Origin of the sequence: Halolamina sediminis (assembly GCF_001282785.1) — an archaeon.
GTDB lineage: Archaea > Halobacteriota > Halobacteria > Halobacteriales > Haloferacaceae > Halolamina > Halolamina sediminis.
In genome coordinates, this window is the sequence record NZ_CVUA01000001.1 from 720,924 (window position 1) to 744,950 (window position 24,027).

At 67.7% G+C, this 24,027-nt stretch carries 23 protein-coding genes; 14 read left to right on the forward strand and 9 right to left on the reverse strand.

What is annotated here, in order from left to right:
* Positions 1-7 precede the first annotated feature (7 nt).
* From BN1959_RS14640 to BN1959_RS03690, 4 genes are all read right to left on the reverse strand, one after another.
* Positions 8-940: a type IV pilin N-terminal domain-containing protein gene (locus tag BN1959_RS14640; RefSeq protein WP_053947359.1), complete on the reverse strand. Its 933-nt coding sequence runs from the start codon at positions 938-940 to the stop codon at positions 8-10.
* An 11-nt stretch (positions 941-951) separates the two neighbouring features.
* Positions 952-2,964, reverse strand: coding sequence for a hypothetical protein (locus BN1959_RS03680; RefSeq protein WP_053947360.1), 2,013 nt, complete (start codon positions 2,962-2,964; stop codon positions 952-954).
* A 39-nt stretch (positions 2,965-3,003) separates the two neighbouring features.
* Entirely contained in the window at positions 3,004-3,591 is a 588-nt protein-coding gene (locus BN1959_RS03685) for a DUF2150 family protein (RefSeq protein WP_053947361.1), read from the reverse strand.
* 82 nt (positions 3,592-3,673) lie between these two features.
* Positions 3,674-4,561, reverse strand: coding sequence for a TatD family hydrolase (locus BN1959_RS03690; protein ID WP_053947362.1), 888 nt, complete (start codon positions 4,559-4,561; stop codon positions 3,674-3,676).
* A 120-nt stretch (positions 4,562-4,681) separates the two neighbouring features.
* On the opposite strand from BN1959_RS03690, the gene BN1959_RS03695 reads away from it, so the two are divergent.
* Both BN1959_RS03695 and BN1959_RS03700 read left to right on the forward strand, forming a co-directional pair.
* A complete protein-coding gene (locus BN1959_RS03695) occupies positions 4,682-5,320 on the forward strand; it encodes a metal-dependent hydrolase (protein ID WP_053947363.1) in 639 nt (212 codons plus the stop codon).
* A 65-nt stretch (positions 5,321-5,385) separates the two neighbouring features.
* Positions 5,386-5,871: a GNAT family N-acetyltransferase gene (locus BN1959_RS03700; RefSeq protein ID WP_053947364.1), complete on the forward strand. Its 486-nt coding sequence runs from the start codon at positions 5,386-5,388 to the stop codon at positions 5,869-5,871.
* Positions 5,872-5,877: 6 nt separating this feature from the next.
* On the opposite strand, the gene BN1959_RS03705 is transcribed toward BN1959_RS03700, so the two are convergent.
* The gene (locus tag BN1959_RS03705) at positions 5,878-6,552 is read right to left on the reverse strand and encodes a GNAT family N-acetyltransferase (protein ID WP_321164384.1); all 675 of its coding nucleotides are present in this window, start codon (positions 6,550-6,552) and stop codon (positions 5,878-5,880) included.
* Complete coding sequence (locus BN1959_RS03710; protein ID WP_053947365.1) at positions 6,549-7,187, reverse strand: GNAT family N-acetyltransferase; 639 nt, start codon at positions 7,185-7,187, stop codon at positions 6,549-6,551. The genes BN1959_RS03705 and BN1959_RS03710 overlap by 4 nt, the downstream gene beginning before the upstream one ends.
* 232 nt (positions 7,188-7,419) lie before the next feature.
* Between BN1959_RS03710 and BN1959_RS03715 the strand changes: the two genes are divergently transcribed.
* Genes BN1959_RS03715 through BN1959_RS03725 form a run of 3 tightly spaced genes read left to right on the forward strand, consistent with a single transcriptional unit; the run spans position 7,420 to position 9,522 of the window.
* Complete coding sequence (locus tag BN1959_RS03715) at positions 7,420-7,650, forward strand: AbrB/MazE/SpoVT family DNA-binding domain-containing protein (RefSeq protein WP_053947366.1); 231 nt, start codon at positions 7,420-7,422, stop codon at positions 7,648-7,650.
* A complete protein-coding gene (locus BN1959_RS03720; RefSeq protein WP_053947367.1) occupies positions 7,651-8,025 on the forward strand; it encodes a PIN domain-containing protein in 375 nt (124 codons plus the stop codon).
* 42 nt (positions 8,026-8,067) lie between these two features.
* Complete coding sequence (locus BN1959_RS03725; protein WP_053947368.1) at positions 8,068-9,522, forward strand: replication factor C large subunit; 1,455 nt, start codon at positions 8,068-8,070, stop codon at positions 9,520-9,522.
* A gap of 9 nt (positions 9,523-9,531) precedes the next feature.
* Here BN1959_RS03725 and BN1959_RS03730 read toward each other — a convergent pair whose 3' ends face one another.
* Both BN1959_RS03730 and BN1959_RS03735 read right to left on the reverse strand, forming a co-directional pair.
* Entirely contained in the window at positions 9,532-10,014 is a 483-nt protein-coding gene (locus BN1959_RS03730; RefSeq protein ID WP_053947369.1) for a hypothetical protein, read from the reverse strand.
* Between the two features lie 207 nt (positions 10,015-10,221).
* Positions 10,222-11,064: a COX15/CtaA family protein gene (locus BN1959_RS03735; RefSeq protein ID WP_053947370.1), complete on the reverse strand. Its 843-nt coding sequence runs from the start codon at positions 11,062-11,064 to the stop codon at positions 10,222-10,224.
* A 106-nt stretch (positions 11,065-11,170) separates the two neighbouring features.
* Here BN1959_RS03735 and BN1959_RS03740 point away from each other — a divergent pair, with 106 nt between their 5' ends.
* From BN1959_RS03740 to BN1959_RS03780, 9 genes are all read left to right on the forward strand, one after another.
* Entirely contained in the window at positions 11,171-12,265 is a 1,095-nt protein-coding gene (locus tag BN1959_RS03740) for a M24 family metallopeptidase (protein ID WP_053947371.1), read from the forward strand.
* Between the two features lie 118 nt (positions 12,266-12,383).
* Complete coding sequence (locus BN1959_RS03745; protein ID WP_053947372.1) at positions 12,384-14,639, forward strand: NADP-dependent malic enzyme; 2,256 nt, start codon at positions 12,384-12,386, stop codon at positions 14,637-14,639.
* Between the two features lie 183 nt (positions 14,640-14,822).
* On the forward strand, positions 14,823-16,484 hold the full coding sequence (locus BN1959_RS03750) for an ABC transporter substrate-binding protein (protein ID WP_053947373.1): 1,662 nt from the start codon (positions 14,823-14,825) through the stop codon (positions 16,482-16,484).
* The gene (locus BN1959_RS03755; protein ID WP_053947374.1) at positions 16,485-17,483 is read left to right on the forward strand and encodes an ABC transporter permease; all 999 of its coding nucleotides are present in this window, start codon (positions 16,485-16,487) and stop codon (positions 17,481-17,483) included.
* Entirely contained in the window at positions 17,480-18,523 is a 1,044-nt protein-coding gene (locus tag BN1959_RS03760) for an ABC transporter permease (RefSeq protein ID WP_053947375.1), read from the forward strand. The genes BN1959_RS03755 and BN1959_RS03760 overlap by 4 nt, the downstream gene beginning before the upstream one ends.
* 1 nt (position 18,524) lies before the next feature.
* Positions 18,525-19,718, forward strand: coding sequence for an ABC transporter ATP-binding protein (locus BN1959_RS03765; protein WP_053947376.1), 1,194 nt, complete (start codon positions 18,525-18,527; stop codon positions 19,716-19,718).
* Complete coding sequence (locus tag BN1959_RS03770; RefSeq protein ID WP_053947377.1) at positions 19,711-21,222, forward strand: ABC transporter ATP-binding protein; 1,512 nt, start codon at positions 19,711-19,713, stop codon at positions 21,220-21,222. The genes BN1959_RS03765 and BN1959_RS03770 overlap by 8 nt, the downstream gene beginning before the upstream one ends.
* A 71-nt stretch (positions 21,223-21,293) precedes the next feature.
* Positions 21,294-21,791: a CBS domain-containing protein gene (locus BN1959_RS03775; RefSeq protein WP_053947378.1), complete on the forward strand. Its 498-nt coding sequence runs from the start codon at positions 21,294-21,296 to the stop codon at positions 21,789-21,791.
* 63 nt (positions 21,792-21,854) lie between these two features.
* Positions 21,855-22,775 carry a DMT family transporter gene (locus BN1959_RS03780; RefSeq protein WP_053947379.1) on the forward strand — a complete coding sequence of 307 codons (921 nt, stop codon included), beginning with the start codon at positions 21,855-21,857 and terminating at the stop codon, positions 22,773-22,775.
* Here the strand turns inward: BN1959_RS03780 and BN1959_RS03785 are convergent.
* Positions 22,772-23,986: a metal-dependent hydrolase family protein gene (locus BN1959_RS03785; protein WP_053947380.1), complete on the reverse strand. Its 1,215-nt coding sequence runs from the start codon at positions 23,984-23,986 to the stop codon at positions 22,772-22,774. The genes BN1959_RS03780 and BN1959_RS03785 overlap by 4 nt on opposite strands.
* Between the last annotated feature and the right edge of the window lie 41 nt (positions 23,987-24,027).

The window sequence follows — 24,027 nt, forward strand, 5'->3', positions numbered from 1 at the left end:
GTGTCGGTTATCCTGCTTGGAACTCGATCGTCTCACTCGCCGTGTTGCCCGCTTCGTCGGTAACCGTGATCGTGATTAGGTAGGTGTTCCCGCCAGTGTAGTCATCTTGTACAAGAGTGGTTTCCCCGGCTGTAGATGCACTGTACGAAGCTGCATCGACTTGGCTCCGATAGAACAGCACTCTTTGCTCCATCGTAATGGATACATCCGAAATCTTTCGGTTATCGTACACCTCCCAAGACACTGTAACGTTCGCCTTTGAAGCCGTGTAAGGGCCGAAGAACCCTTGTCTCTGCTCAGTCGTCGTGTTGTCCGCAATTATCTCGAATGACTCGATAGTTGGGTCTGTGGTGTCAGGCCCTGACGGGGTTGCGGTGGGAGTAGCGGTGGGCGTCGCGGTGAGTGTCGCGGTGGGTGTCGCGGTGGGTGTTGCGGTGGGTGTTGCGGTGGGTGTCGCGGTGGGTGTTGCGGTGGGCGTTGCGATGGGTGTCGCGGTACTGGCAGGCGTGCTCGTAGTGACCGTCCGCATCCACTCCTCCCCCACGGCCCACTCCTCACTGTAGAGTCGGCTCTCGCTAGGCAGATGGTACAGCGTCACGCCGACGACAGACCCGCGGCTGACGTTCGCATACTCGGAGACGTTCACCGACCACGTCTCCCCAGGTGTGAACTCCTCCCCGAGTGGGGGGTAGGCGACCCGGCTCCCGTTCACCTCGACGGAGAGCCGTAGCTCTCCCGCACCGACGGAGTCACCCCCGGCGTGAGTGATCGTCACGTTCGGGGGATCGGTGTCGCCCTCGATGGAGAACAGCGGTCGGTCGCCGCCGTCGTCGAGCGTCGGGAGATAGAAAGCGCCGAAGGCACCGACCGAGAGCACGAGGACTCCCGCGAGGAGGATGACGCCGATGGATTCGGACTGTGCGCGGGTGTCTAGGAGCATATCTGGTGGGGTCAGCTCTCGACTTCGCCAATGCTCGGCTCGCCCACCACCTGGTCATCGTCCTCCACTTCCGCGTTCAATGTCGCCGCATTCCCCGCCTGATCCAGGATCTCCATCCCCTCGACTTGTAACTGTGTGTTCTCGGAGTCGAGCGACGCCGACCGTTCGTTCTTTGCTTGGACAGTTGACTGTCGGAGATCGATCCCGTTCGTCGCCGACAGCGACACCTTTCCATTCGTCGACTCGATCGTCGTCCGTCTAGCGTCTAGGGCACCAATTGAATCGATACTTACCTCGTTTTTCGCCTTGATCGCCCCGTCGGTGATGTCGACGCTCCCCTCGGGCACGATTGTGATTTTCCCGTTGCTCGACTCCATGGTCGCTCCCCGTGCGCTGAGTGCTCCTTCGGGGCTCAGCTTGATTTCGTTTTTCGCCTTGAGGGCCCCGCTATTGATATCGAGTTGCCCCTCGGGGTCAAGTGTGACTTTTCCGTTCCGGGACTCGACAGTTCCCCCGATAGTCGTATCCCCGACGTCACTCGAGACTGTAAAGTCGTTCTTGCTTGATACGGTCGCCCTGTCTTTGACGGTGAAACTCCTCGCCTCGTCAATGCTGATCTTGTCGTTCGTACTCAGCGAGTCGGCGATGACCAAATCCGTGTTCGGATTCGAGTAGCCGTTCAGGTCGGATGCCGTGTAGCGCGTCTCACCGCTCTGGTACTGGCCGTCCCCGTTCGTGTCGTTGAATGCAACGTACTCGTTTCCGCTACCGTCTGACCCCGGGACACCGCCACCGCCGTTGTTGCCGGTACCGCTCCCGTCGATGTTCACAACGGTGAGGTTCACTTGAGCGCGCTCCGCGGCCGAGCTGTTGTCGTCGAAGGTCGCTTCCATCGTAACTGATTGCGCATTTCCGTCTATGTTGTCGGGTGCTCGGTACTGTACGTCGATCTTGCCGTCGTGCTCGCTGGTGTTCGCCGTGGTGGTCGACCTACAACTGCTTGGATTGTCTATGTAGACACATCCTAACATGTTGTTGATCGAGATCGTCACATTCCGTTCACCGGTCGGATTGTTGAGCTCGTCCCGAAGTTCGAACCGAACGGTCTGCTCAGTGTTCTCGCTGACCGTCGAATCACCACTGACTGCAGTCAGATACACCGCCGCAGTCTGCCCTTCACTGCCGACCGTGCCGACACTAACCTTCGAGACACTGAGTTCGTAGTTCCCAGGCTCCAGCACCAACCTGATGCGGTCGAACTCCTCGTCGACCGAGCCTGCTGGCTCGACAGTCAGCACTCGTTCCTCGCTAGTCAAGTCTTCCCAATGCTCGACGCTCAGCCGAGTCGCGAGCGTGATCGTGACGTTTTGATCGCTGTCGATCTCGACCGTGTTCTCTGAACTGCTCACCGAGCGGACATCGAGGGAGGTGGCGTACGAGCCACCTTTACTGAGATCCCCCGCGAGGAGGACGAGATTGATACGGTTCCCCTGAATCAGCTGCTGGTCGGTGGTGGGTATCTTCGCGTCTTGTTGTGCGTTGAAAACGACACCAGTGCCGGTATCAATCCCCGTATCGGGCGCGTTCTGGTACTCGTTGTAGTTCGGGGAGTAAACGATCGCTCCCGTATTGAACGCCCGGTCGCTCCCGTTCCAGTAGTCACCTACATCCCCATCTGCGGTCGCGTTCCCAATTGTGACGTTCACGCTCTCATCACTCGTCCCCACGGTCTCGATGTTGCCCGACGGTGGTGGTGGATTAATGAACACCGCACGGGCGGGGTATCTGGTGCCCAACTGCACTGTCGTCGCGGTCGTTCGTCCGGTCCGTCCCGCTGTGAGCAGGTCGTTCCGGAGGTCAAGCATATCCATCCCGACCGCCTGATTGTGGTTGTACTCGATCTCGGCGTTCTGTTGGGGGACGACCGTCGTCTGGTACGTAGTGAGGGCGATAACGAGAAAGCCGAACAGCAGTATCGCCCCGACTTGGATGGACTGCCCCCGGTCGTCACCCCAGAACTCCATACACCTACTCAGACGCCCGGCACGCAAAAAGGTGCGCTGTCAGTCCTCTTCTTCAACGGTTTCCGGCGACGCCAGCGCGTTCTGCAGCGACTCGAGCCCGTTGACCCACTCCGCGACCAGCCCGTACTCCATCTCCTCGGCCAGCGCGGGGTCGATCTCGTCGCCGTCGATCACGCGCGTCCCGGCCTGAACGATGTAGCCGACCGCGGTGTCGATGTCCTCCTCGGCCTCGGCGTCGCCGGCGGCGTCGATGTACTCCTCGACGCTCGCCTCCTCGGCCGCCCCTGCGGCGATGTACTCCTGGGCGGCGTAGAACACGACTTCGAGGCTCATCTGGACACTCTCGATCAGCATCGCCTTCTCCTCGTTTTCGAGGGGCGCCTCGGCGAGTACGATCTCCTGCATCTCCGTGAGCTCGTCGTGGGCGCGCTCCTCGTCGATCGTGCCGTCCTCGTAGGATTCGACTACCTTCGCGACCGCGATGGCGGTGTCCTCTTGGAGGTTCATCAGGAGGCGCGCGGAGTCCTCGTCCTCGAGGTCCAGATCCTCCTCGCGCAGGCGATCGATCCAGTTCTGCCAGCGCTCCTCGGTGTAGAACGTCTCCACGGGCTCGTCTTCGTCGGTCATGCCCCCATGTGCTCCCCCAGGACGCAAAGGGTTTTCCTATCGGCTACACCGAGCGAGACACCACATAGCACGGTCGAGCGGCTTACTCCTCCCGATCGAGCGTCGCGACGGTGTCGATCCCGTACACGTCTTTCGGCGTCTCGACGTGGGCGTGCACCACGGCGTCGTCGTGACCCTCTTCCAGTAGCCACCGAACGCGCCGCGGGACGGTCTTCGGCCCCAGCACCGCCCCCGGCCGGTCCGGATCGTCGACGAAGTCCGTCTCCATCAGGAACGGCTCGCCCGCCTCGGCGGCCGTCAGCAGGCGTTCTTTCTCGCTCATCACGCTCGGCGTCGGCCCCGCGAGCTCGCCGCCGGCGTAGTGCTTTACCACCTTCTCGGCCGGCAGCCCGCGCGCTTCGGCCCACTCGGCGACCTCGGTGAGGTCGTCGGTTCCCTCGGTGTGGAGTTGGACCGCGCAGTCGTGCTCGGCGCCCAGTTCGAGCCCGTGTTTGAGCACCGCGTTCGAGGCGTCCCACACCGCGTCGCTGACTTCGTAGTGGGGGCGCCCTGTCTTGAGTGCCAGCGCGCGCTCGTCGCCTGCATCGGACGGCGGCGACGTCCGGCCGCCGCCGGAGACGTACTCCGCGGCGAGGTCGAGCCCGGACTGCATCAGGTCCCGGGCTTCTTCGGGGCTGTACCCCTCCTCGAGCAGGTGGCTGATCAGCCCCGGATGCACGCCAAGCACGGGCCACGCCGTCCCGGGCAGGATCTCGTTTGCGTCGGCGACGGCGTCGAGCGTCGCCTCGAACGCTCGCCGGAAGTCGGCCCGTTCGCTCGGCACTGGCCCGAGGTGCCACGAGGGCTTGTTCACGACGAGCAGGTGGGTGCCGCCCAGTCGCTCGAAGTCCCGGACTGCGTCCATCCCCTGTCCGTGCTCGGGATCGAGGTGGAGGTGGTTGTCCAGCACCGGCGTGTCGAGTTCGTCCATACCCGTACGGCGGGGCGACCGACCCTTGAACGCTGTCCTGTCGCGCCGGCGCCCTGCGGGCTGTCGACCATCGCTGTGGCCGACACAAACGCTATACCCGTGTGTCGCTCACCCACACGCGTGCCATCGACGCTGGTCCACGTCGCCGTCGGCGGTCTCGTCGGCGCCGCGCTGCTGGGCGATCGGTTCACGCCGAAAGCCATCGCGGTCGTGCTGATCGCCGCCGCGGTTCCCGATCTGGACTCCTTCCTCGCTCCCGTGATCGCGGGCGCCCACCGCTCCGCGCTCCACACGCTCTTCCTCCCTACGCTGCTCGGCGCGGTCGTGTACGCCGACAGCCGACGCGACCGTTCGTGGCTTCGACAGCGGTGGGGCAGGAACGCACCCTACGTCGCCGCCGTCGCGGTCGTCGCGCTGCTTGCTGGGGGGATCCTGCCGGACATGGTCACCAACGGCGTCAACGCGCTCTGGCCGCTTCACGACCAGTTCTACACGGTCGACGGCGAACTGAAACTCTCGACGACGGAGGGCGTGGTGCAGACGTTCGTCGATCTCTCGCCGACCCCCGAGGAGACTTCCCGGCCGTCGACCACCGAGAACACGCGGTACAGCACCGGCGCGAACCCGACGCCGTGGCAGGAAGACGACGGGCCGGTCGAGCGCGTGTTCCCGCTGGTGACGGCGGGCTGGCAGCTCATGCTCGTCGGGCTCTCGGCGGCGACGGTGGGCGTGCGCTCGTGGCAGACTCGCGGGCGCTGAACCGCACGTCCCCGGATCCCCCGCGGGAGCGATAGCCTCAACACCGATCGGGCGCCACGGCACCCATGGAGATCCGCCCGTACGAACCCGACGACGCGGAGGGGCTGTGGGACTGCAAGCGCGCCTTCGAACTCGGCCTCGGCAGCGGCACCGGCGGCGAGCAGAAGCAGGCGAAGTACGAGGGAAAACTCGACGCGGAGTACCGCGAGGCGTGGTTCGAGTGGGTCGAGCGCTGTGTCGACGCCGACCCGCGGTGTGTCACGGTCGCGGCCGAGGAGGAGGGCGTGGTCGGCTACGTGTTCGTCCTGCCCGAATCCCACCGGTTCATCTGGGACGCCGCCGTCCTGAACGAACTCTACGTCGCGCCCGACCACCGCGGGACCGGTGTCGCCGACGACCTGATGGACGCCGCCGTCTCGCTCGCCCGCGATCAGGACCTCCCCTTGGACCGTCTCGTGCTCGACGTGGACCGGGAGAACGAGCGGGCGGGGGCGTTCTACGAGCGCCACGGCTTCGAGCACTGGGGCGAGATGGTCGCCCGGAAGCTCTGAGGGGATCTACCGGAACTCGACGGTGGTGTTGGCGCCGTCGGCCTCGCGCCACTCCGGCTGGCTCACCGAATACTCGATCGTGTCGTGGACGATCCCGTCGTCGAAGCTCACGCGGTTCCGGAACCGCCCGGCGCGCCGGCCGCCGTGGCGCTCGACGTACTTCGTGATCGCGCGCTCGGAGTTCTCGTTCTCGGGGAGGTGTGAAACCCGGACCAGATCGAGGTCGAGACGATCGAACGCTAGCCGGAGCAGCGCGTCGGCGCGCTCGCCGGAGTAGCCGCGTCCCCAGAACGGTTTGCGGAGCCACATTCCGAGACCCCCGACCCGTGAGTCCCAGTCGGCGAACAACCCCGCCGTCCCGGCGAACTCGCCCGCCCCGTCGCCGGGCTCCGCCTGGCTGCCAGCGGAGCGTCGCTCCTCACGGGGCTTCCCCTCGCGGAGACGGAGCAGGTACATCGCTCCCTCATCGTTCTCGGTGCGCTCGGCCACGTCCGCCAGCGTCTCCGCGACGCCGTGTGGGTGGTCGTACGGGCTCCACGTGAGGTACTCGGTGGTCTCCTCGATGTCCGGCGCTCCCTCGCGCCAGTGCTCGTACAGATCGAGCGCGTCCGCGTCGGCGGTGTCCGCCCCCACCAGCCACAGTCGGTCGGTCAGCACCGTCTCGGGGAACAGGTCGCTCACGCCCAGAGCTCCCCCTCGTGGTCGAGGAACGTCACCTCGTGGTCCGGGTCGGCGTCGTGGTACTCCGACTGCGTGACGCTGTAGCGCACGACGTCGACGGGCCCGTCGCCGTCGCTGTGGAAGTTCCGCAGCGTCCCCTCGCGGCGGCCGCCCATGCGGTCGATGTACTTCTCGATCGCTCGTTCCGACTGCTCGTTGTCGGCGTCGTGGGTCACGGTGACAACCTCGAGATCGAGGTGTTCGAACGCCAGCTCGGCCAGCGCCAGCGCGCGCTCGCCCGAGTAGCCCCGCCCCCAGAACGGCTTGCGGAGCCACGTGCCGAGCTCGGCGCTGTCGGTGTCCCAGTCGAGCGTGAGGCCGCCGAAGCCGGCGATCTCGCCGGCCCCGTCCTCACTCTTCTTCGGCCGGATGACGTAGTCGGCCCCCTCGTGCTCCTCGCGGAGCTCGACGCCGCCTTCGAGGAACTCGACCGTCGCCTTCGGGTGGGGGTGTGGCTCCCACGGCAGGTACTCGGTGATCTCGTCGATGTGTGGGTGGCCAGCCCGGCAGTGGTCGTACAGCTCGAACACGTCGACGTACTCGGGCGTCCGTGGCTCCAGCCGGAGTCGCTCGGTCTCGATGATCGCGGGGAACATACTCGTGAGGATGTCGGGGAACTGAAAAAGTCTGCCTCGGCTGTGGGGAGCGCTTGCATACGACGTACCACCGAACGGTTCATCCCGCGGCGGCCGACTCGCCAACGATGGTGTACTCGATACACTCGCTAGCTTCGACGGGGTTTCGACGCTGACGACGGCATCGGCTATTCTGTGGGATAATCCGGGTATCTGGGGAATAATTTTGTATCTTCCCACATAACACGCGTCTATGTCGGACGTGACTCTCGACGATCGAGGGCGGCTAACGCTCCCGAAGGAGATGCGGGAGCGGTACGGGGACCGCTATCGTGTCGTCGAACTCCACGACGGTATCAAGCTCGTTCCGATCGCCGACGACCCGCTTGCCGCGCTCAGAGAGGAGTTCGCCGATATCGATAAGTCGGCTGAGGAGTTTCGCGACGAGGCGCGCGAGGCGGCACTCGAAGAGGCGGGCCACTGAATGTACGCGGAAACAGATTTCCTGCTCGCACTCCTCAAAGACGAAGATTGGCTCGGTGACGCAGCCGAGTCAGTGTACCGGGAGTATCGGGACGAGCTGTGGACCTCGCAGTTCACGCTCATCGAACTCCTGCTTGTCGCGTATCGTGAAGAGCGGGATACCGCACAGATCGTGACGAACGCCGCCGAGCTTATCGAGGTTCGTGGCGACGTCGATACGGTCGTCGCGGCAGCGACGTACGTCGAAGCCCACGACTTCACTCCGTTCGACGCGCTCCACCTCGTCGAGTCGGACGGCGATACTGTCGTCTCCAGCGACGGGACGTACGAGGGGTTCGCACCACGACTCGACCTGACGGAGGTGGGTGAAGACTGATGCTCCGGAACAACTAACCACCGCAGCCACCTCCCTCCGGTAATGGCTGATTGGACCGAGTCCTACCGGCCCGACACGCTCTCGGCGGTCCGGGGGAACGACAAGGCCCGCGACGCCTTCGAGGAGTGGGGGCAGACGTGGGATGACCACCGGGAGGCGGTGATCCTCTACGGCAGCCCCGGGGTGGGGAAGACCTCCGCGGCCCACGCGCTGGCGTCGGACATGGGCTGGGAGACGGTCGAACTCAACGCCTCCGACCAGCGCACCGCCGACAAGATCGAGCGGTTCGCCGGCCGCGCGGCGCGCAACGAGACCCTCGGCGGCGACTCCACCGACGAGGGGGGGCGCCAGCTCGTCATCGTCGACGAGGCCGACAACATCCACGGCAACTACGACCGGGGCGGCGCACAGGCGATCACCAAACTGGTGAAGGAGTCGAACCAGCCGATCGTCCTGATCGCCAACGAGTTCTACGAGATGAGCCGCGGGCTCCGGAACGCCTGCCAAGACATCGAGTTCCGAGACGTGTCCGCGCGCTCGATCGTCCCCGTCCTCCGGGACATCTGCCGGAAGGAAGGGGTCGAGTTCGACGCCGACGCGCTCCAGCGCATCGCCGACGCCAACAGCGGCGATCTCCGCGGCGCGGTGAAGGACCTGCAAGCGACCGCCGAGGGGAAAGAGCACCTCACCGTCGAGGACGTGGTCACCGGCGACCGCGACACCACGGCGGGCATTTTCACTGTCCTCGACGCGATTCTGAAGGAGGAGGAGAGCGCACAGGACGCGCTGCACGTCGCCTACGACGCCGACGAGACGCCGGACGACCTCACGGCGTGGGTCGAGGACAAGGTGATGAAGGTGTACGAGCCCGAGGAGACCGTCCGGGCCTACGAGTTCCTCGCGAACGCCGACCGCTGGCTGGGCCGCGTCCAGGCCACCCAGGACTACTCCTACTGGCGCTACGTCACCGACAACACCGCCGCGGGCGTCGCAGCCTCGCGGGACGGCACCTCCGGCGGCTGGACGCAGTACGGCGGGCGACCACAGATGTGGCCCGCCTCGGACGCGACGATCGACGAGATCTGCCGGAAGATCGCGGTCTCGGGCGGGCTGAGCATCGAGACCGCCCGGCGGGAGGTGCTCCCGTTCCTCTCGGCGATGATCCACCACTGCAAGCCCCGCGAGCTCGCGGTCGCCGTGACGGCGTACTTCGAGTTCGACGAGGAGGACCTCGCGGCGGTCTCGGGTAGTGGCGAGTCCACCAACAAGGTACAGGGGATCGTCGCGGACGCCGAAGAACTCCGCGAGGAACAGATGGAGGAGCACGCCGGCGGCGCGTTCGCGGGCGAGCTCCCGGACCGTGAGGACGAGGCCGAGGAGGCAGCATCCGGCGACGCCGAGTCGACCCCGGAGGACGACGCGGCGGAACCGGAGCCGGACGACTCCGAGGAGGAAGAGGCGGACGACTCGCAGGCGGGGCTCTCGGACTTCGTCTAGTCGGCGTTCTCAGTCGACGGTCGTCGCCCGCGCAGTCACTCGCTGCTGTCTAACGGTGACGACTATCGTGTCGGCGCCGGTCGGGCCGGGCAGCGCGGCGTGGAGCACGATCCGCGTGCGGTCGCCGTCGCCCCCGTTCCCGGAGTCGACGACGGCTTCGAACGCCCAGCGTCCCGCTCGCGGGAAGAAGTCGGAGACCATCCGCTCGCCGTCCGCCCGGAGCCGGTACTCGCCGGTCGCCTCGGGCTCCTCGAAATCGACGTCCCGGGGCGTCTCCGGGGTCGCCGTCGGCGACTCCGTGATTCCGATACCGCCGCCGCTACCCCCGTCGCGCTCGGGGAGCTGCGCTGCACGGACCGTGACGGTGACGGGCTCGCTCCGGCGGTTCCGGACGTGGAGGCCGCCGGGGACCGTGTTCTCCCGGAGCGACCGGCCACAGCCGGCGAGCGCGACGGGGACGGCGGCGAGGACGGCGCGGCGTGACCGCTGCATGGGCAGTAGCTGTCGGGGTGAGGGGAAGAGGGTTTGGACTGCCGACCTCGGCGAGAGCACGGAGCCGACGACGGTCGGCGATACGCTCCTGATGGCGGGGTCGTGCCTGCCGACCTCGGCGAGAGCACGGAGCCGACGGCGGTCGACGATACGTTCCTGATGGCGGGGTCGTGGGTGCCGAAAACGGGGAGAGGCGACGTCGCTGTCTCAGGCCAGCGAGTGGCGCTCCTCGCCGGAGCCCTCGCGGGCCGCGTAGGCCACGACGGCTGTCGCGACGAACGCGACGAGGTAGAGCAGCCCGTTCACGAGGCGAGCCTCGTCGGTGTACACCACCAGATCGCGGCCGAGCAGCGTCACGAGGAACATCGCGGCGCCGGCGACGAACACGCCCGGCCGGTAGCGCGCGAGCGACGTGTCGGGCAGCCAGACGGCGGCGGCGACCAACGCGGCGAAGGCCGCCAGCGCGGTCAGCGCGAACGCACCCTGTGCGGGCGGCCCGTAGTCGATCAGCGGGCTGACTCGGCTGACCAGGAAGTTCGCGGGGATCACCAGCAGCGCCGCGCCGACGGCGAGTCGGCCCCGCTCGAACAGCGAGCGTTCGTAGTGGCCGCGGTAGGCGGTGAGCGTCGACAGCGTCAGCGCGGTGAAGATGCTCAGCGCGAACAGCAGGTGGGCGGCGTGGGTCGGCACCGAGTACCCCCACGGGATCGCACCGTTGAGCGTCACCGTGATCGCGCCCACGGAGATCTGGAACGGGAGGAGGACCAGTGCCGCCGTGGCGTACAGCGCCGTCCGGCGGTTCTGATCGCCGCGCCACGCGGCGGCGACGACGCCAACGATCACGAACCCGGTGATCATCGCGACGAGGCGGTGGAACCACTCGATGAAACTCGGGATCGTCTGTGGCAGCACACCCCCGTCACACAGCGGCCACTGCTGGGAGCAGGCCAGCCCGGAGCCCGTCGCCGCGGTGTAGACGCCGAGCGCGACCAGAACCCCGGTGAGCGCCGTGGTGAACAGGGCGAACCGCCGGTAGCTGGGACGCTTCATTCGCCGGAACTCGGGCTCGCGGTCACTTGGGCGTTCCGTTGCAGGCGCGCTCGCGCGCGGGAGTCGGAGTCGGGGCGTTCAAGTCGCCGCCGCCGCCAGCGCCGGTATGGTCGACCTCGACGCCCGCGCCGACCGCCTCGACGCGTATCTGGCGGCGACGGGCGGGGACGCCGTCTGGTTCGCCCGGCCGAACGCGTTCGCGTGGCTCACCGGCGGGCGGAACACGCCCGCCGACGAGGACGGCGTCGGCGTCGCGGCCGCGGGCTACGTCCCCGACGGCGCGCCTGCGTTCCGCGCCGTCGCGCCCGCAGGCGAGGCCGAACGCATCGGTAGCGAGGAACTCCCCGACGCCTTCGCCGTCGAGGCGGTGCCGTGGTACGAGTCCCTAGGGGAGGCTGTCGCCGCCGAATCGCCCGGCCCGGGCGCCGCCGACTTCGACGCTCCCGGACTGGACGGCGTCGACGCCGGTTCGCTCCGGCAGCCCCTCGCCGCCGAGGACGTGGAGCGCTACCGCTCGCTGGCGGAGGAGACCGCCGCCGCGGTCGAACGCGTCTGCCGGGAGCTCGAACCGGGCGACGCCGAGTACGAGGCCGCGTCCGCGCTGCGGATCGCGCTCTCCTCGGGCGAGATGACCGCCCCCGTGGTCCGCGTCGCGGGCAGCGAGCGCGCGGAAGCGTACCACTCCCCGCCGGCGGGCGCCGACGAACTCGGCGACTACGCGGTCGTGACCGTCACCGCCGAGCGCCGCGGGCTCCACGCCTCGCTCACGCGAACGGTCGCGTTCGACCCGCCGGAGCGTTTCGAGGCGCAGTTCCGCGCCGCGGCGCGGGCCGAGGCGACCGCGCTGGCGGCGACCCGCGAGGCGGCGGCCGACGGCACGGCCGGGGAGGTGTTCGCGGCGATCCGCGAGGCGTACGACGAACTCGGCTTCCCGGACGCGTGGCAGCACGGCGAGCAGGGCGGCGCGGCGGGGTTCACGCGGCGCGAGTGGCTCGCGGCGCCCGATGCGAGCCACGACGTGCGGGCGCCGATGGGTTACGCGTTCAACCCCGTGGTCGGCGGCGCACGGAGCGAGGACACCTACCTCGTGGGGGACGACGGCTTTGAGTGTCTGACGGCGACGCCGAACTGGCCCACGTTCGACGCCGCGGCGGTCGGCTTCGATCTGACGCTCGAACGTCACGCGCCGTACGCACCCTGACACTCGACAGCGAGAACGGAGTTCGGCGACCTCAACGACGAGAACGTGGTTCGACAACCGTCGAACCTGGTTACGACGCGGTGGATAGCTTTTTGACCACGCCGAGTCAGTCGGGCGTATGGGACTCGACGACGACGCACGGGAGTATCACCGAACTGATCCGCCCGGCAAGATCGAGATTTCGACGACGAAGCCGACGAACACGCAGCGGGACCTCTCGCTCGCGTACTCGCCCGGTGTCGCGGCGCCGTGTCTCGACATCGACGAGGACGAGGAGCGGGCGTTCGAGTACACCGCCAAGGGGAACATGGTCGGCGTCGTCTCGAACGGGACGGCCGTGCTCGGACTCGGCGATATCGGCGCACAGGCGTCCAAGCCCGTGATGGAGGGGAAGGGCGTGCTGTTCAAGCGTTTCGCCGACATCGACGTGTTCGACATCGAGCTCGACGAGACCGACGTGGACGCGTTCTGCCGGTCGGTCGAGGCGATGGAGCCCACCTTCGGCGGGATCAACCTCGAAGACATCGCGGGCCCGGAGTGTTTTGAGATCGAACAGCGCCTGCGTGAGTCGATGGACATCCCCGTGTTCCACGACGATCAGCACGGGACCGCGATCATCAGCGGCGCGGGGCTGCTCAACGCGGTCGACATCCTCGACAAGGACATCTCCGAGATGGAGATCACGTTCTCCGGCGCCGGCGCGTCGGCGATCGCCACCGCGAAGTTCTACGTCGAACTCGGCGCCGACCCCGACAACATCACGATGTGTGACTCCTCGGGGATCATCACCGAACAGCGCGCCGAGAACGACGACGTGAACGCGTACAAGAAGGAGTTCGCCCGCGACCTGCCCGAGGGCGACCTCGCGGACGCGATGGAGGATGCGGACATGTTCGTCGGCCTCTCCGTCGGCGGCATCGTCTCACAGGAGATGGTGGCGTCGATGGCCGAGAACCCGATCGTGTTCGCGATGGCCAACCCCGAACCCGAGATCGACTACGAGTCGGCCCGCGCGGCCCGCGACGACACCGTGATCATGGCCACCGGCCGCTCGGACTACCCGAATCAGGTGAACAACGTGCTCGGGTTCCCGTTCCTGTTCCGGGGCGCGCTCGACGTGCGCGCGACGAGCATCACCGAGAACATGAAGATGGCCGCCGCGGAGGCCCTGGCCGAACTCGCCCGCAAGGACGTACCCGACGCGGTCGTCAAGGCCTACGGCGACCAGCCGCTCCAGTACGGCCCCGAGTACGTCATCCCCAAGCCGGTCGACCCGCGCGTGCTGTTCGAGGTGGCGCCCGCCGTCGCCGAGGCGGCGATGGAGGAGGGGGTCGCCCGGACGGAGATCGACACCGAGGCGTACTCCGAGAAGCTCGAAGCCCGGCTGGGCAAGTCCCGCGAGATGATGCGGGTCGTGCTCAACAAGGCGAAAAGCACCGACCAGCGCATCGCGCTCGCGGAGGGGACCGACGAGAAGATGGTCCGCGCCGCCGCCCAGATCCAGGAGCAGGGGATCGGCGACCCGGTGCTGCTCGGTAACAGCGACGAGATCGAGGGGATCGCCGACGAGCTCGGGCTCGACTTCACCCCGGAGATCGTCGACCCACGCGTCGACGAGACGGAAGGGTACGCCGACCGGCTGTACGAGCTCCGCCAGCGCAAGGGGGTCACCCGGAGTGAGGCGAGCGAGCTGATCCGCCGAGACACCAACTACCTCGGGAGCGCGATGGTGGAGGCCGGCGACGCCGACGCGCTACTGACGGGTCTGACCCACCACTACCCGTCGGCGCTCCGGCCGCCGCTCGAAGTGATCGGCACCGCTGACGATGCCGACTACGCGGCCGGCGTTTACATGCTGACGTTCAAGAACCGCGTCGTGTTCATCGCGGACGCGACGGTGAATCAGGACCCCAACGAGGAGGTGCTGGATGAGATCACCAGACACACCGCCGAGCTCGCACGACGGTTCAACGTCGAACCGCGTGCGGCGCTGCTGTCCTACTCCAACTTCGGCTCCGTGGAGAACGAGGGCACCCGCAAGCCCCGCGCCGCCGCCGCCAGCCTGCGTGAGGACCCGGACGTCGACTTCCCGGTCGACGGCGAGATGCAGGCCGACACCGCGGTGGTCGAGGAGATCCTGACCGACACCTACGAGTTCTCCGAACTCGACGAGCCCGCGAACGTGCTCGTCTTCCCGAACCTGGAGGCCGGCAACATCGCGTACAAGCTGCTCCAGCGCCTCGGCGGCGCGGAGGCGATCGGCCCGATGCTCGTGGGGATGGACGAGCCCGTCCACGTCATGCAGCGCGGCGACGAGGTCAAGGACATCGTCAACCTCGCCGGCGTCGCCGCCGTCGACGCACAGGGAGAGTAGTCGCCGACACGGGCGCCGGTCGTACCGGCAATCCGCGCCGTTTTCCCCCGAATTTAGGCACAACAGCTGCTTTTACTCCCGGGTTCTCACAGTGTTTTACTGACGGATTCCGCCGCCGGCGGGCGGTATGCGGTGTGCGTCCCCGCCACAGGGTATAAGTCAATCCGCCCCATCCGACTGTCTATGGCTGACAAAGACAGTCCGGACGTGAGTCGACGGAAGTTCCTCGGCTTCGCTGGCGCGGCGACGGCGACGGCCGTCGCCGGCTGCGGCGGCGGCGGGGGGACCGACACCGAGGGCAGCGGCGGCGACACCGACACGCCGACCGACGGCATGGGAACGGAAACCGAACCCGAGCAGACGGCGACCGAGCGGCCGGAGCCGGAGACCCGCGACGGTTACCTCCAGCGCGCGAACCGACTCACCCACGAGCAGGCGCCGTGGGTGTTCCTCAACCGCCAGTACTCGGTGTACGGCAAGAGCGACGACATCGAGTGGCAGGCCCGCGCCGACGAGTTCATCAACGCCTACGCGATCTCGCCGGCGACCGACAGCGGCGACGACGTGGTCATCAACCAGTCCAGCATGGACAGCGGGCTCGACCCGCAGGACCACCGCGAGACCCCGACAGACAACATCGTGATGCAGGCGTACGAAAAGCTGCTCGACCGTGACCGGGAGGGCGGCATCGTCGACTCGCTGGCTGACGACTACAGCCGGCAGGAGGAGGGCCGGGTGCGGTTCCACATCCGCGACGGCGTCTCGTTCCACTCAGGCGACAACCTCACGCCGGAGGACGTGGCGTTCTCGATCAACCGGATCGTCGACCCCGACACGGGCGGGCTCGCCAGCCCCCAGCAGGATCAGCTCGCGGGCGTCACCGGCGCCGAAGTCGTCGACGGCGAGCGTGCGGTCGACGTGATGAGCGAGGGGCTCAACCCCATCGTGTTCTCGCTGTTCGCGAGCTACGGGCCGATCGTGAACAAGTCCTGGATCGAGTCCAACGAGGGCTCCTACATCAACCAGAACATGGACGGCACCGGGCCGTTCGTACTGGAGACGTACGAGCAGGGCGTCGAAGTGGTGTTCAACCGGAACACTAACTACTGGCGAGAGTCCGCGGAGATCAGCAGCCTGACGTTCCGGTCCTCGAGCGAGTCGAGCACGCGCGTGAACTCGCTGCTCTCCGAGGAGTCGGACATCGTCGTCAACGTCCCGCCCCAGGAGGTGAACCGGGTCGAGCAGAGCGACAGCGCGAGCATCGCCGCGGCGCCGTCGACGCGGGTCATCTTCAACGCGATGCGCTACGACGTGGAGCCGTTCGACTCCCCCGAGTTCCGCCAGGCGGTCAACTACGCGATCGACCTCGAGAGTATCGTCGAGAACGTGCTCAGCACGTTCGGCGACCAGACCGCACAGCCGACGCTCGACGGGTTCTTCGGCTACAACGGCGATCTCGACCCGTACCCGTACGATCCCGAACAGGCGGAGGCGCTGGTCGAGGAGTCCGGCTACGGCGGCGTCGAGGTCGAGCTCCACACGCCGGTGGGGCGCTACCTCAACGACGTCCAGATCGCTCAGGCCGTCGCGGGCTACCTCGACGACCTGGAGAACGTCTCCGCGAGCGTGAACCAGCGTGACTTCCAGGCGCTGGCCAGCGAGATCCTCGACGGGGATATCGAGACCAGCCCCCACTGGTACCTGCTCGGCTGGGGCAACACCACGTTCGACGCGAGCCAGACGCTCATCCCACTGCTCACCAGCGACGGGAACCTCACGAGCTGGTCCAGCGACGAGTTCGACCGACTCATCGAGGAGGCCCAGGGCCTGCCCAGCGAAGAATAGATGTCCTACGGACGGTTCCTGCTGAAGCGGGGGCTGCAGGGGATCGGCGTGGTCTGGGGCGTCGTCACCATCGTGTTCATGCTCCGGTTCATCACGCCGGGCAGCCCGGTGGACGCGGTTGCGCCGCTCGATGCTAGCCAAGAGCTTCGCGATCGGATCGCCGCGGAGCTCGGGCTGGACCAGCCGCTGTACGTCCAGTACCTCGACTACCTCTGGGACCTGCTCCAGGGCGACATGGGCTACTCCTACATCTCGGGGATCGAGGCGAGCGCGCAGGTATTCTCGAAGCTGCCCGCCACCCTGGAACTGGCCGTCGCCAGCAGCATCATCGCGATCGGGCTCTCGATTCCGCTGGGCGTGATCAGCGCGACTCGGCGCCACGAGCCCGCCGACTACGCGGCGACGACGTTCTCGCTGGTCGGTATCTCGACGCCGAACTTCTGGCTGGGGATCATGCTGATCCTGGTGCTGTCGGTGGAGTTCGGGCTGTTCCCGACCAGCGGCCGCGCGTTCGGCTTCGGCGCCGCGTTCAGCATCCTCGTCAACCAAGGTGTCGGCCCCGGCATCGACGCGTTCTGGCAGTGGCTCCGGCATATCATCCTCCCCGCGGTGACACTGGGGACGTACTTCACGGCGCTGATCACCCGGCTCACCCGCTCGGGGATGCTCGAGGAGCTGGGCCAGTCCTACGTGCGGGCGACCCGTGCGAAGGGGCTGCCCGAGTCGCTGGTCCGGTACAAGCACGCGCTGCGGAACACCCTGATCCCCGTGATCACCGTGCTCGGCCTCCAGCTCGGCACGCTGATCGGCGGCGCGGTCATCACCGAGGCGGTGTTCTCCTGGCCGGGGCTGGGCACGACGCTAATCAACGCGATCAACGCCCGTGACTGGCCGATCCTGCAGGCGACGCTGGTGGTGATCGGCAGCGGCTTCGTGATCGTGAACCTCGTCGTCGACGCCGTCTACGCGTATCTCGACCCACAGGTGGTCGCTGAATGATCTCCCCACGAACGCTCCGAAACCTCAAGAAAGAGCTGCGATCGAGCGCGCTCGCGAAGCTGGGTATCGTGCTCGTGCTGGTCATGATCCTGGTCGCGGCGTTCGCTCCCTTTATCGCGCTGCACAACCCGACGAACCAGGACCTCGAAGAGAACAACCTCCCGCCGCTCGGCTTCAGCCGAACCACCGAGGAAACCTCCTCGGAGATGGTCAACGGCTCGCTCCAGATCGTCAACGAGACCGTCGCGATAAATGCGACCGCGAGCCACCCGCTGGGCACGAACTCGCTCGGCCAGGACGTCTACTCCCGGGCGGTGTACGGCGCCCGCACGTCGATGATGGTCGGCGTCCTCGGGACGCTGCTCGCCGCCGTTCTCGGGGTAAGCGTCGGCCTCGTCGCCGGCTTCTACCGTGGCCGTGTCGACGACGCACTGATGCGTTTCGCCGACGTGTCGCTTGCGTTCCCATCGCTGGTGCTCGCGATCGCGCTGATCGGGCTCTGGGGGCGGGCAGCCGTCGACGTCCCCGACCCGTTCGTGGCGTTGGGGATCGTCGACCCTGTCCGGGCAGCCCTCGGCTTACCGACCGGGATGCCCGAATCCTTCGTCCTCCCCGGGACGGTGATCATCGTCGTCGGACTGGTGAACTGGGTGTGGTTCGCCCGGATCGCCCGCGGCGAGGCGCTGTCGATCCGCGAGGAGGAGTACGTCAAGGCTGCCCGCGCGCTGGGCGCCAGCGACGCCCGGATCATCGGTCGGCACGTCCTGCCCAACGCGACGACGCCGATCCTGGTGCTCGCGACGATCCAGGTCGCCGCGATCATCCTGCTCGAGTCCTCGCTCTCCTTCCTCGGCTTCTCGGGGACGACGCTCTCTTGGGGGTTCGACATCTCCCAGGGGCGTGGCTACCTCTCCAGTGCGTGGTGGATCGCCACGGTGCCAGGGCTGGCGATCGTGCTCGCGGTGATCGGCGTCAACCTCGTCGGCGACTGGCTCAGGGACGCCTTGGACCCCGGTATCGAGGGGGAGGGGGGTGTCTGAGATGACCGACGAGATCCTCAAAGTGCGGAACCTCACGACCCGCTTCTTCACCGAGGAGGGGCAGGTCAACGCCGTCGAGTCCGTCGACTTCGACGTGCGGGACGGCGAGACGTTCGGCATCGTCGGCGAGTCCGGCTCCGGGAAGTCCGTCACCGCGCTCTCGCTGATCGACTTGGTGGAGACGCCGGGCCGGATCGTCGAGGGCGAGGTGTGGTACCGCGACGCCGATCTCGCCGAGGAACACCGGGAGTCCTACCCCGACGCCGTCGACGGCGACTACGTCGACGTGCGCCAGCTGCCCGAGTCGACCCGACGGTGGCTCCGCGGGCCGGCGTTCGCGACCATCTTCCAGGACCCGATGAGCAGCCTCAACCCCTCGATCACCGTCGGTGAACAGATCGCCGAGGCGGTCGAGGTCCAGCGCCGCGCCCGCGCGAACCCGCGGCGTACCCGCTCCCGGACGCAGGGGTACGGGCTCGGGCGACTGCTCGTCGACTCCGTGCTCCCCTCACGGGACTACGTCTCCGAGGAGAGCCACGAGCGCGCGGTCGAACTGCTCGAACGGGTCGGCATCCCCGACCCCGAACAGCGCGCCGAGGAGTACCCCCACGAGTTCTCGGGGGGGATGCTCCAGCGCGCGATGGTCGCACAGGCGCTGGCCGGCGAGCCCGACGTGCTGATCGCCGACGAGCCGACGACCGCGCTCGACGTGACGATCCAGGCGCAGATCCTGAACCTCCTGCGAGACCTGCAGGAGGAGGAGGACATGAGCGTCGTCCTGATCACTCACAACCTCGGCGTGATCGCGCGGATGTGCCAGCGCGTCGGCGTGATGTACGCCGGCGAGGTGGTCGAACGCGGCGCGCTCGAGGACGTGTTCCAGAACCCCGTCCACCCCTACACCGAGGGGCTGCTGGGGTCGATCCCGGACATCGAGGATCCGGCGCCGCGGCTCTCGCCGATCGAGGGGAACGTCCCCAGCCTGCTGGACGCGGAGATGGGCGAGGAGTGCTACTTCGCCGATCGGTGTCCGAAGGCGATGGAGTCCTGTCTCCACCGCATCGACGAGCACGAGGCGGAGTCGACGGTCGACGACGCCGCCCACCACGTGCGCTGTGTACTCGCCGATCGGGAGTACGACGAGTCCGAAGCGCTTGGGCCCGAGGCGAAACAGGAGGTGATCACGGATGACTGATCGCGGCGACGACGCGCTACTGCAGGTCCGGAACCTCCGGAAGTACTACGAGGACGGCGGCGGGCTGCTCGACCGCCTCCTCGGCAACGAGGCGACCAGCGTGAAAGCCGTCGACGGCGTCAGCTTCGACGTCCACGAGGGCGAGACGCTGGGGCTCGTCGGCGAGTCCGGCTGCGGGAAGTCCACCACCGGCGAAACGCTCCTCCGCCTGCGGGAGGCGACCGGCGGCACGGTCGCGTTCGACGGCGAGGACGTGTTCGATCTCGACGACGAGTCGCTGTCGGCGTTCCGCCGGCGAGCCCAGATCGTGTTCCAGGACCCGTTCTCCAGCCTCGATCCGCGGATGACCGTCGGCGCCATCGTCGCCGAGGGGATGCGGATCCACGGGCTGCCGGAGTCGGACCCGACGGTCGCAACCGACGCCGAGATGACCGTCGAGGACGGGATCGACCGGATGATCGACGTGACCGTCGCCGACGACCTCGACCGCGTGGTCGAGGCGGGCGACGACGGCGTCGCCCGCGTCCCGGTGACGGTACGGCGCGTCGAGACGGACGACGAGGACGGGGTGGCGTACGACGCGACCGTCGACGCCCACGAGGAGCTGCTCGGCGCGACCGTCGAGGAACGCGACGGCGAGCTCCACGTCTCGGTGACCGTCACCGGCTCGGACCGGGGGATCCGCAACGCCAGAGCCGGCGCACTGCTCGAACGCGTGGGGCTCTCGGCCGATCAGGTCGACCGCTACCCACACGAGTTCTCGGGCGGGCAGCGCCAGCGCGTGGGCATCGCCCGCGCGCTCGCGCTCGACCCGGAGTTCATCGTGCTCGACGAGCCCGTGAGCGCGCTCGACGTCTCGGTACAGGCGCAGGTGCTGAACCTGCTCGACGACCTGCAGGACGAGTTCGGGCTGACGTACCTGTTCATCGCCCACGACCTGAGCGTCGTCAGACATATCTGCGACCGCGTCGCGGTGATGTATCTCGGCAAGATCGCGGAGCTCGGGCCGACCGACGAGATCTTCGAGAACCCCGATCACCCCTACACCGAGGCGCTGCTCGAGAGCGTCCCGCGCGCGGAGGTCGAAGAGCAGGGCCGCCGCGTGGCGACGCTCTCCGGCGACGTCCCGTCGCCGCGGAACCCGCCCTCGGGCTGTCGGTTCCGGACGCGCTGCCCGAAGGTGATCCCGCCCGATGACGTCGACATCGAACAGTCGGCGTTCCGCGGCGTGATGGATCTCCGCGAGAACGTCGAGGCCGGCAGGCTCGACCCCGAGGAGATCCGAGAGATCGAACCCGCCGAGTACCGCAAGCAGGAGATCCCGGGGATCGCCGGCGAGAACGCGGCGGTCGTCGACGAGGCGCTCGAAGCCGTCGCCGACTGCGAGTTCGACACCGCCGCGGCGACGTTGCGAGAGCGCTTCGAGACGGTGTGTGAGACGACGCCGCCGGACGACGAGCCCGGCGCCGACGGCGAGGTCGTGGCCTGCCACCTCCACGACTGAGTTCTCACCGACCCCCTCGTTTCTGACTGTGGGCAGCAACGTTCACGTAGCCCCCGCCCCACGGTTCGACTATGAACGCAGCCGACGTGATGACCGCCGACGTTGAGACCGTCGCACCCGACGACGAGGTAGGCGAGGTGCTCGCCCGCCTCGCGGACGTGAAATTCAGCGGCTTCCCGGTCGTCGACGAGGGGCGCCTCGTCGGCGTCGTCACCGAGGGCGACCTCGTCAACCTGTTCGAGGTCGAGGACCGCGTGCTCTGGATCCCGATCGGCATCCCGCCGATCGTCGACACGCTGACGTACGCGTTCGACCTCCCGGGCGACGACGTGGATATCGCCGCCCACGCCGACGACCCGATCAGCTCGGTGATGACCGAGGATCCCGTGACCGTCGGCGTCGACGCGAGCATCGACGCGCTGCTGGACCTGCTCGCGAACCCCGATCGCGACATCAACCGACTGCCCGTGCTCGACGGCGACGAACTGGTCGGCATCATCACCCGACAGGACCTGCTGCGCGGGCTCCGCCGGGAACGGGACGCGGCGGGTGCGGCCGGCGCGGAGTAGCGACGGCGCGCCGACCGCCACCGAAACAGTACCCCTAAGCCGTCGCTGGTCCTCGCTCCGGTCGTGTCTCGCTACCGGAACCTCGCGCTCTTTCTGACGCTCGCTGCAGTCTGGGGCTCGGCGTTCATGGCGATCAAGGCCGGGCTGGCGGTGTTCCCGCCGGTGCTGTTCGCGGCGATCCGGTACGATATCGCGGGCGTGTTGATGCTCGGCTACGCGTGGTGGGTGCTCGACGACCCGATCCCGCGGGGCCGGGATCAGTGGGCCAGCGTCGCCGTCGGCGCGGTGCTGGTGATCGCAGCCTACCACGCGCTGCTGTTCGTGGGCGAGGCCGACGACGCCGTCACCAGCGCGTCGGCGTCGGTGCTGGTCGGCCTGAGCCCGATCCTGACGACGGGGTTCGCCCGGCTGTTCGTCCCGCAGGAGCGCCTCGAACCCGTCGGGTTCGTCGGGCTGTTGCTCGGACTGGCCGGCGCGGTCGTGATCGCTGACCCCGATCCGGCGAACCTGCTTGCCGGCGGGATGGGAGCGAAGCTGCTGATCGTCGCCGCGGCGGCGTCGTTCGCGCTGGGCAGCGTGCTCACTCGCTGGCTCGACACCGAACTCCCCATCGAGGCGATGGAGGGGTGGTCGATGCTGCTCGGCGCGCTCCTGATGCACGTCGTGAGCGCGGGGCTGGGGGAGTCGTTCGCGGGCATCGAGCTGAACCTCCTGGCCGTGCTGAGCATGGGCTACCTCTCGATCCTCGCCAGCGCGGTCGGGTTCCTGATCTACTTCGACCTGCTGGACCGGCTGGGCCCGATCGAGATCAACCTCGTCTCCTACGTGGCGCCGGTGTTCGCGGCCGTTTCGGGCTGGCTAGTGCTCGACGAAGTGGTCACCGTCGAGACGGTCGCGGGCTTTCTGCTGATCCTCGCGGGCTTTGCGCTGCTGAAACGCCGCCAGATCGCCTCGGAGCTCGATCGGGTCCGCGTCGGCAGTTAGACCCGCTCCCCGCCCTTGTACACCGCCGCCGGCTCGTGGAGGGTCGAAATGTCAGACAGCGGTGAGTCCGCGAACGCGACGAGGTCGGCGTAGTTGCCGGCCGTGAGCGTCCCGACGTCGTCGGCAGGCACCGTCTCGGCTGCCGTCGCCGTGCCGGCGACGATCGCCTCGTGTTCGCTCATGCCGATCTCTTCGACGAACAGCTCCGCCTCCAGCGCGTTCTCGCCGTGAGCGACCGGTTCGGGCCCGAGGAAGTCGGTGCCGAGCGCGATCGCCACGCCCGCCTCGTAGGCCCGCCGGGTCGCCTCGAAGTGAGCCTCGCTGGCCTCTCTAGCCTTCCGCAGGCCGTACTCGGGCACGCCGAACTCCTCGCCGCGCTCGACGAGTCGGTGCATGATCGACAGCGTCGGGACGAACACCGCGCCCGTCTCCTCGAACAAGTCGAGACACTCCTGATCGATGTAGAAGCCGTGTTCGATCGTGTCGACGCCGTTTTCGAGGGCGGCCTTGATTCCCGGCGCGCCCTGTGCGTGGGAGGCGACCGGGATGCCGACGCGGTGGGCCTCCTCAGTGAACGCCCGGATCTCCGCGTCGGTGAACTGGCTCTGGCTGGGGGCGTCCTTCTCGCTGAGCACGCCGCCGGTGGTCATGATCTTGACGAGGTCGGCGCCCTCGCGGATGCGCTCGCGGGCTCCCTTCCGGCACTCGTCCGCGCCGTCGACGATCTGGCTCCCGCCGCCCTCGTCGCTCGTCGCCCACTCGTAGGGGAGGTAGTGACGGTCACCGTGGCCCGCGGTCTGGGAGAAGCTGCTGCCGCTGGTGAACACGCGTGGCCCCGGGATCGTCCCGTCGTCGACGGCGCGTCGGATCGGGAGGCCGGCCTCGCTGCCCACGTCCCTGACGGCGGTGAAGCCGGCTTCGAGCAGCGTCCGCACGTCGGCGGTCGCCCGCGCGGTCGCGAGCTCGGTCGACTCCCGGATCCAGTCGAACGGCTCCATCGACCGACTCCCCTTGAGGTGGAGGTGGGCGTCGATCAGCCCCGGGATCACGGTCTCGCCGGCGTGGTCGATGCGCTCGGCGTCGTCGGGCGCCGCGACGGCTTCGGCGGGCCCGACCTCGACGATCCGACCGTCCTCGACGAGTATCCGGGCGTCGCTGATCGGCTGTTTGCCGGTGCCGTCGACGAGCGTGCCGCAGTCGATGTACTCCATGCTTTTCGGTAGCGAACCACATCTGTTAGTGGTTCGGCTCC

Bases quoted from the DNA above. Each gene is read 5' to 3' on its own strand.
- BN1959_RS14640 (WP_053947359.1), bottom strand. From the start codon at position 940: ATGCTCCTAGACACCCGCGCACAGTCCGAATCCATCGGCGTCATCCTC.
- BN1959_RS03680 (WP_053947360.1), bottom strand. From the start codon at position 2,964: ATGGAGTTCTGGGGTGACGACCGGGGGCAGTCCATCCAAGTCGGGGCG.
- BN1959_RS03685 (WP_053947361.1), bottom strand. From the start codon at position 3,591: ATGACCGACGAAGACGAGCCCGTGGAGACGTTCTACACCGAGGAGCGC.
- BN1959_RS03690 (WP_053947362.1), bottom strand. From the start codon at position 4,561: ATGGACGAACTCGACACGCCGGTGCTGGACAACCACCTCCACCTCGAT.
- BN1959_RS03700 (WP_053947364.1), top strand. From the start codon at position 5,386: ATGGAGATCCGCCCGTACGAACCCGACGACGCGGAGGGGCTGTGGGAC.
- BN1959_RS03710 (WP_053947365.1), bottom strand. From the start codon at position 7,187: ATGTTCCCCGCGATCATCGAGACCGAGCGACTCCGGCTGGAGCCACGG.
- BN1959_RS03715 (WP_053947366.1), top strand. From the start codon at position 7,420: ATGTCGGACGTGACTCTCGACGATCGAGGGCGGCTAACGCTCCCGAAG.
- BN1959_RS03720 (WP_053947367.1), top strand. From the start codon at position 7,651: ATGTACGCGGAAACAGATTTCCTGCTCGCACTCCTCAAAGACGAAGAT.
- BN1959_RS03725 (WP_053947368.1), top strand. From the start codon at position 8,068: ATGGCTGATTGGACCGAGTCCTACCGGCCCGACACGCTCTCGGCGGTC.
- BN1959_RS03730 (WP_053947369.1), bottom strand. From the start codon at position 10,014: ATGCAGCGGTCACGCCGCGCCGTCCTCGCCGCCGTCCCCGTCGCGCTC.
- BN1959_RS03735 (WP_053947370.1), bottom strand. From the start codon at position 11,064: ATGAAGCGTCCCAGCTACCGGCGGTTCGCCCTGTTCACCACGGCGCTC.
- BN1959_RS03740 (WP_053947371.1), top strand. From the start codon at position 11,171: ATGGTCGACCTCGACGCCCGCGCCGACCGCCTCGACGCGTATCTGGCG.
- BN1959_RS03745 (WP_053947372.1), top strand. From the start codon at position 12,384: ATGGGACTCGACGACGACGCACGGGAGTATCACCGAACTGATCCGCCC.
- BN1959_RS03750 (WP_053947373.1), top strand. From the start codon at position 14,823: ATGGCTGACAAAGACAGTCCGGACGTGAGTCGACGGAAGTTCCTCGGC.
- BN1959_RS03755 (WP_053947374.1), top strand. From the start codon at position 16,485: ATGTCCTACGGACGGTTCCTGCTGAAGCGGGGGCTGCAGGGGATCGGC.
- BN1959_RS03760 (WP_053947375.1), top strand. From the start codon at position 17,480: ATGATCTCCCCACGAACGCTCCGAAACCTCAAGAAAGAGCTGCGATCG.
- BN1959_RS03765 (WP_053947376.1), top strand. From the start codon at position 18,525: ATGACCGACGAGATCCTCAAAGTGCGGAACCTCACGACCCGCTTCTTC.
- BN1959_RS03770 (WP_053947377.1), top strand. From the start codon at position 19,711: ATGACTGATCGCGGCGACGACGCGCTACTGCAGGTCCGGAACCTCCGG.
- BN1959_RS03775 (WP_053947378.1), top strand. From the start codon at position 21,294: ATGAACGCAGCCGACGTGATGACCGCCGACGTTGAGACCGTCGCACCC.
- BN1959_RS03785 (WP_053947380.1), bottom strand. From the start codon at position 23,986: ATGGAGTACATCGACTGCGGCACGCTCGTCGACGGCACCGGCAAACAG.